Genomic DNA, 5,809 nt, shown 5'->3' with positions numbered 1-5,809 from the left:
CAAAACCATTCACGAGAATAATTGGAATCATCATTGACATCAAAACTTTCATGACAATATCCGGTATCACCAGTATTATTTACAATCATTTCAATTAATGTTTCAATTTCTTCAGGATCATTTGAAGTAAGGGCCTGCATTGTAAGAGCAATTGGCCAAACATATTCTTTTTTAGTATGTGGTGAACCAATTCCTTTAGCTAATTTACCTTGATAATAATAGGGATTATCTTTACTTAAAATAAATTTACGAGTATTTTGATATATTTGATCATCCTGGCTACAATAACCAAGATAAGGAATTGATAGCAAACTAGGTACATTAGCATCATCCATTAATACATGATTTCCATAACCATCAGTTTCATAAGCATAGATTTTTCCATACTTAGGATGTAAATAAGTTCCAAATAATTCAATTCCATAATCAATTTGAAATTTTAAATCAGTAATTCTTTCCTTTAAATATTGATCTTGATAAATATTTTGAGCAATCTCTTCTAAATAGCCAAGTACAACACTACAAAACATATTTCCTGGAATATTGTAATTAAAAGTACAAGCATCATCACTTGGTCGAAAAGCACTCCAGCTCATTCCCGTATAACGAGTAGCAAAACCGCGACCATGATCTTGTAAAGTTTCCGTTTTTCTTAAATTCCATTGTTTAGCAATTTCACGTTCAAAAGTATATTGTGATTTTTCACTATGATATTGTTCGGTTTCTAAAGTCGTTAAAACTACATCAATGAAATGAAGGTATTTTTGATCAAAGATAGAACGATCATGACATTGGTGATAATACTTATAAGCTAATTTAATTGGATAACATAATGAATCAATTTCATATTTACGTTCCCATACATAAGGTTTCATTATTGTCGTATCATGATATTCGCGCGTAGTATCTTCGGTATTTAAAAAGGCATTGGCATAAGGATCTAATAAGACATAATCAACTTGAGCATTAATTAATCCTTTTATTTTTAAACGTAAATCTTCATCATCATTAACATAATCTAAATAATGATTAACCTGACAGCTAGAATCACGTAACCACATTGCATTAATATCACCAGTGATAATATATGTTTTGTCCCCTTTTTCCACAACACTTGTTTCTAGAGTTGATAAGAAACATTGTTTAAACATCTTTTTTAATTTTTCATCTTTTAAAACAAGATCAGCTTTATCTAATAATGATTGAATATTCATAATTTCCTCCTTTTTTCTTTAGTTTAACATGTATAAAAAAATTGTCGATTTCTAATCTAGTAAAGTTTTTCCAATCTTATCCAATTATATCACATAATCAAATAATAGTTTTGTTTATAAAAAAACTAGTAATTTTAAAAATTACTAGCTACTTACGCCAATTATTACTAAAAGTAACTTTTTCACTTTCAACATGACCACGATGACCATAGACTTTACATTCATTTAATGCTTTTTCTAATAATTCAAATTCTTGATTCGTTAGTTTAACATTCATTGCCCCTAAATTTTCTAGAATTCTTTCCTGGTTTTTAGATCCCGGAATGGGAACCACATTAGGATATTTGTGTAACATCCAGGCTAATGAGATTTGAGCATTAGTTACCTGTTTTTCTTTGGCAAATTTTTCTAAAACATCAAGAATTGGCTGATTGGCAACAATATTTTCTTTCGATAATTGCGGTACCCATTTTCGAACATCATCACCTTCAAATTTAGTTTCCGTTGTCACTTTTCCTGATAAAAAACCACTGGCAATTGGTGAAAAAGGAACGACACCAATATTGTTTTTTAAACAGTATGGAAAAATTTCTTTTTCACAATCTCTTTCCAACATTGAATATAGATTTTGAACGGCTGTAACTGGTGTAATTTGATGAGCTCGATCTAAAATATCGACATCAACTTGTGATAAGCCCCAGCCTTTGATTAATCCTTCATCGATAAATTTGCCCATTATCGCTGCAATCTTTTCAATTGCAACATCTTCATTTAAACGATGTAAATAATACAAGTCAATATAATCGGTTCTTAAGTTTTCCATTGATTTTTTTAAGTGTTGTCTAATTACTGTTTCTAATGGTAAATCATTTTCTAAATCTTCTTGATGTAAATGGAATTTTGTCGCTAAAACGATATCTTTTCGAAATGGTTCTACTGCTTTACCTACTAACTGTTCATTATGACCAGGATAAAACTGCTCTCTACCATAAGTTTCAGCAGTATCAAAAAAAGTACATCCAGCTTGATAAGCTTTTCTAATCGCTTCAATGGCATAAGCTTCTTCGGGTACTTTACCATAACCATGAGAAAATCCCATACATCCCATCCCAACATCTGAAACTACTAAATTTCTAATTTTACGCATCTTCACTTTACCTCCGACAATTGTTTTCTTTTTTCAAATACTATGATACGATATAAACAATGATATTAACATTACATTATAATTAATATAGCTTAACTTAGAGTTATACTAAAAGGAGAGGAATATGGAACTTACCCAATTATTACAATTTAAGGCTGTTGCGGAAAATAATTCTATCTCAATTGCATCTAAACAATTACACATTTCTCAGCCAGCATTAAGTACAATGATCAAAAAATTAGAAAACGAACTAGGAATCCGCCTTTTCAATCATTCTAAAAACAAAATTGTGCTAAATGATGCCGGGAAAATTGTTTTAAAATATGCTAATAGTATTATTGAACAAAGCTCAGCGTTAAAAAAAGAATTAGAAAAATATCAACAAGAATATTTAAAGACTAAAATTGGTTTTTGTGATCCGGGACCAATGTGGTATTGTCTACCATATTTTTCTAGTATAATGGATAAAATATATTATGATTGTTACCAGATAGAAATACCGGAAGACGATTTAATTTTTGGAGAAATATATGATATTATTATTTCTTCAAAACCAATTGACCAGTTAGAAATCGAAAATATTCCATTAGTTGAAGAAACGATGTTTTTATCAGTTGATCAAAATCATCCTTTAGCTAAAGAAACAAAAATTTCTTTACAAGATCCGCGTTTAAAAACATTGACAAGATTTTATGTTGGTGGTCATTATACTTTAAAACAAGCTAATTATTGGAACTATCTTAAAGAAAATTTAAATATTAATATTATTGAAGATTATTTTACTTTTTCACAATTATTAAAAGATCCTAACATAATTACAACAACCACTAAACTAGTTAGACATTATCGCCATGACGGTAATAATCGTGTGTTAATTCCAATTAGTGATCCGCAAATGAAGATAACTTATTATCTAAGTTATTTAAAAATTAACCAAAAGAAATTACAGCCATATTTAGATTTACTGCTTGATTGTGTTAAAGATGCTTAGATACGATAAAGAAAAAAATTTTTCAAAATATCATCATGATTAATCAAATTTACTAAAAATAATTATCAATCAATCTTTAAAAGATGTTTATTAAAATGAATAGTGTTATGATACCAAAAACAAGGAAGCCCCAAACACTCCAGCCTCCTTGTTTATTTTATTTCATTTTTTCTACAAATCTTTTCGTAATTATTTGCGGTCTAGTAATAATTGAACCTACTACCACACTATAACAGCCAAGTTCTAATACCCGTTTAGCTTTTTCAGGCGTATCAATATTTCCTTCAGCGATGACAGGATGTTTTACTGCCTTTAAAATATCTTTAATGATTTTAAAATCATCAGCTTCAATTTTTAGATCTTTACTTTCATTAGTATAACCAACTAATGTTGTTCCAATAAAATCAAATCCTAATTGATCAGCATGGATTGCTTCACTGACAGTTGAACAATCAGCCATAAATAATTGATTAGGATATTTTTGTTTAACTTCTTTAAAAAAATCAGCTAAAGTCTGGTTATTCAAACGTAATCGATCAGTAGCATCTATTGCAATAATATCTACTTGTACTTCAACTAAAGCATCTATTTCTTCCATCGTTGTTGTAATATAAATATCAGTTCCAGGATAATCTTTTTTGATAATACCAATAATTGGTAAATCTACTTCTTGTTTTATTGCTTTAATATCTGCAACACTATTAGCACGAATTCCACCGGCTCCACCCTGTTTAGCCGCTAAAGCCATTTTGGACATGATAAATGATGAATGTAATGGTTCATCTTCTAATGCCTGACATGAAACTATTAATTGATGTTTGATTTTTTCCATTATGATCTCCTCATTATTTAAAACTTTGATTCCACATTAAATATTTTATTTTCATTATCACTAGGTTTAATTACCAGCCAGTTTTTACTTAAATATTCATTAATAATTTCTACTATTTTTTCTAATGGATATTCTTGGCCGTCTTTTCTCAATTCCAAACCACAACTAGCACAACCGCCAATACCATGAATAGAATATTCTATTCCTTTATCTTTTAAAAGCTGGTTGATTTCAACAATCATATTAAAATCGACTACATTTGCCATCTTTATTTCCTCCTCATATAATTTTATCTTATCTAAAAGCTAGTTCTTTATCAATATTTATGATTAAATATTGTCGTTACTTTTTACTAGTAGTATAATCAAGATACATTTAGTAAATGAGGTGAATTATATCTATGGACGAATTAAAGCGCGTTGAAAATGAAGATAAACTAATATCAGAGTTAAAAAATAGTGATGAACTGTTAGAAATTATTTGTAAAGCTAAAGACAGCTTTGATTCTTATCAAGAAATTATGGAATTATGGGTGCAAGTTGATCGTCTTGTTTATTTAATTGCTTTAATTGCACTATTACTATTTTCTTTTTCGTTAATGGTTTCTTTACCTGCTTTGTTTACTGGTTTATTCTTTATTATAACTGCTGTTTTATTCATGATGATAATTACAATTTATTTTATGATCAAAAATGACGCTAAATCTTGGCTTGATTTTATCTCATTAGACAGTTTTAATCAAATCAATGATTATTTACATAATAAAAAAAGTGATGTAAAACTAGTCATAATTGATAAAACTAAAAAGATTATTTTAAATAATTAAAAGAGATTTCTATTAAATATAAAAATCTCTTTTTAACTTATCCCTTACCATCATTAATGTATAACCTAATAAATTAGTTCCTTTCCATTTAGAAATATCATATCTTTGATGATCTTTCATTGTTAATCCAATACCCCATATCTTATCTTTAAGAGCGCATTCAGCCAAAATTGCATTATTGGTAGCTAACAATTTATTTTTTAAATCTTCGTTTTGTGAAAACTTAGCATACAATCCTTCATAAACAATAATTTGACGCATTCCATTCCAATAAGACTCATTATAATTAGCAACTTGTCGTCCAAGTGCTTTTATTTTTGCAAAATCATTAGTTAATAATATTTCCTGGGCTATTTTTTTATCATTAAAACACACTGCTTTAGCGTACATCATATATTGTTCCATTGATGTATAGGAAATGTTGTTAAGGGTAAATGAAGATAAGTACCAGTTACTTAAATAACCGTTTTCTTCATCAGGATTATGAAAAAAAACAAAGTCCATATTATAATTCACCTACTTTTTTTACCGCTAATTCTAATTGTAAATCATGTAAACCAGGATAAGCTTTAATTAAATAACTTACTGGTATTTTATCTACAACTACTGCACTATCTATATTATAAAACCATTGATAATAAGCATAAAACTCCCCAATCCAATCTGGCACAAAACCCTTAATTGCTTTACCATCTTGAATATCAACATTTTCATTTTGACAATAATATTCCCATAAATCCTTATAATCCATAGTTAGAACATACGCTTGTCCATCATCCATATATTTTCTAGTTTTACT

The 5,809-nt window shown here is 28.5% G+C and carries 8 protein-coding genes; 2 read left to right on the top strand and 6 right to left on the bottom strand.

What is annotated here, in order from left to right:
- Both J7M77_RS12605 and J7M77_RS12600 read right to left on the bottom strand, forming a co-directional pair.
- Positions 1-1,214: glycoside hydrolase family 125 protein (locus tag J7M77_RS12605; RefSeq protein ID WP_296879100.1), on the bottom strand; the 1,214-nt coding region annotated here is incomplete at its 3' end.
- A 148-nt stretch (positions 1,215-1,362) separates the two neighbouring features.
- Positions 1,363-2,361: an aldo/keto reductase gene (locus J7M77_RS12600; protein ID WP_296879098.1), complete on the bottom strand. Its 999-nt coding sequence runs from the start codon at positions 2,359-2,361 to the stop codon at positions 1,363-1,365.
- A 124-nt stretch (positions 2,362-2,485) separates the two neighbouring features.
- On the opposite strand from J7M77_RS12600, the gene J7M77_RS12595 reads away from it, so the two are divergent.
- Positions 2,486-3,352 carry a LysR family transcriptional regulator gene (locus J7M77_RS12595; protein ID WP_296879096.1) on the top strand — a complete coding sequence of 289 codons (867 nt, stop codon included), beginning with the start codon at positions 2,486-2,488 and terminating at the stop codon, positions 3,350-3,352.
- Positions 3,353-3,509: 157 nt separating this feature from the next.
- Here J7M77_RS12595 and J7M77_RS12590 read toward each other — a convergent pair whose 3' ends face one another.
- The gene (locus J7M77_RS12590) at positions 3,510-4,184 is read right to left on the bottom strand and encodes an N-acetylmannosamine-6-phosphate 2-epimerase (RefSeq protein WP_296879094.1); all 675 of its coding nucleotides are present in this window, start codon (positions 4,182-4,184) and stop codon (positions 3,510-3,512) included.
- Between the two features lie 17 nt (positions 4,185-4,201).
- Positions 4,202-4,450: a hypothetical protein gene (locus J7M77_RS12585; protein WP_296879093.1), complete on the bottom strand. Its 249-nt coding sequence runs from the start codon at positions 4,448-4,450 to the stop codon at positions 4,202-4,204.
- Between the two features lie 134 nt (positions 4,451-4,584).
- Between J7M77_RS12585 and J7M77_RS12580 the strand changes: the two genes are divergently transcribed.
- Complete coding sequence (locus J7M77_RS12580) at positions 4,585-5,010, top strand: hypothetical protein (RefSeq protein ID WP_296879092.1); 426 nt, start codon at positions 4,585-4,587, stop codon at positions 5,008-5,010.
- A 12-nt stretch (positions 5,011-5,022) separates the two neighbouring features.
- Here the strand turns inward: J7M77_RS12580 and J7M77_RS12575 are convergent, their stop codons facing one another.
- Together J7M77_RS12575 and J7M77_RS12570 are read right to left on the bottom strand one after the other, a co-directional pair.
- Positions 5,023-5,514, bottom strand: a complete 492-nt coding sequence (locus J7M77_RS12575; protein WP_296879089.1) for an NADAR family protein — start codon at positions 5,512-5,514, stop codon at positions 5,023-5,025.
- Between the two features lies 1 nt (position 5,515).
- Positions 5,516-5,809 (bottom strand): hypothetical protein (locus tag J7M77_RS12570; protein ID WP_296879087.1); only part of this gene is annotated, 294 nt, incomplete at its 5' end.

Origin of the sequence: Thomasclavelia sp., assembly GCF_017889095.1 — a bacterium.
In the GTDB taxonomy this organism is placed as follows: Bacteria; Bacillota_I; Bacilli_A; order Erysipelotrichales; family Coprobacillaceae; genus Thomasclavelia.
This window is presented reverse-complemented; position numbering and strand designations above follow the sequence as displayed.